Source organism: Salinimicrobium oceani (assembly GCF_012037645.1).
On the sequence record NZ_JAAVJR010000054.1, the window covers coordinates 1 to 919 of the forward strand.

Below are 919 nucleotides of genomic sequence, written 5' to 3' on the forward strand. Positions count from 1 at the left end.
TAACCGGACTTTTTCGGGGAATGGAAAACATCCCTCGCCAGGTAGCTGGACAAAATCATTGAGGCCCGATTATACTCTTTCTATTTGGCCTTCGGATATATCAGAAGAAATGTCAGAAAAGGAAGAACTAATCGTTCACATCCATTTTGATGCAAAATATAAAATAGAGAATTTGGTAATAGATCAGCTGGGAGATTGTACACAGGAAAAGAAGGAGCTAGATGAAGAGAAAAAAAATCAGCAAAAAGGTTCTTATAAAAATGCTGATCTATTAAAAATGCACGCATACAAAGACGCAATAAAAAGAACCGGAGGAGCATATGTTCTTTATCCGGGTACAGATGTATTAGAAAAAAGAGGGTTTCATGAAATTTTGCCTGGACTTGGAGCATTCCCTGTCAGACCTTCAAGAACGAACAGTGGAATTGAAGATGTGAAAGATTTCATCCTTCGGGTAGTTGATCACTTCCTGAACAGGGCTTCCCAACGTGAAAATATAGCATATAGAATCTTTGATATTCATAAAGAAAAACCAAACAAATTAAAAGAGAGGTTACCTGAAGCATATGGTCCCAATAGGGATTTTATTCCCGACGATACTTCAGTACTAATAGCATACTACAGAAAAGAAAACCTTGATTGGATCTTAAAAAACGGATTAATCAATCTGAGAACTGGAAATGATCGTGGTTCCTTAAGATTGGGACCTTCAGAAACCGGTGCGAGATACATTCTTCTTCATGGGGAGGGTGAAACCCTTGCAACTAAACTATTCAAAGTTACCGAAATTGGTCCTCGCATTTTCTCTAAAGAAAATTTAATAAATAAAGGCTATCCGTCAAATCCAGCTCAGGAATTTTATCTCGTTTATAAAATTCATCCAGATATTGAAGAGGAATTTATAGGTCGTACTTGGAAT

At 37.0% G+C, this 919-nt stretch carries 1 protein-coding gene; it reads left to right on the plus strand.

Annotated elements, in window-relative coordinates; all coding sequences use genetic code 11:
* On the plus strand, nucleotides 1-919 hold a 919-nt coding region (locus HC175_RS15320), incomplete at both ends, for a nuclease domain-containing protein (RefSeq protein WP_262887238.1).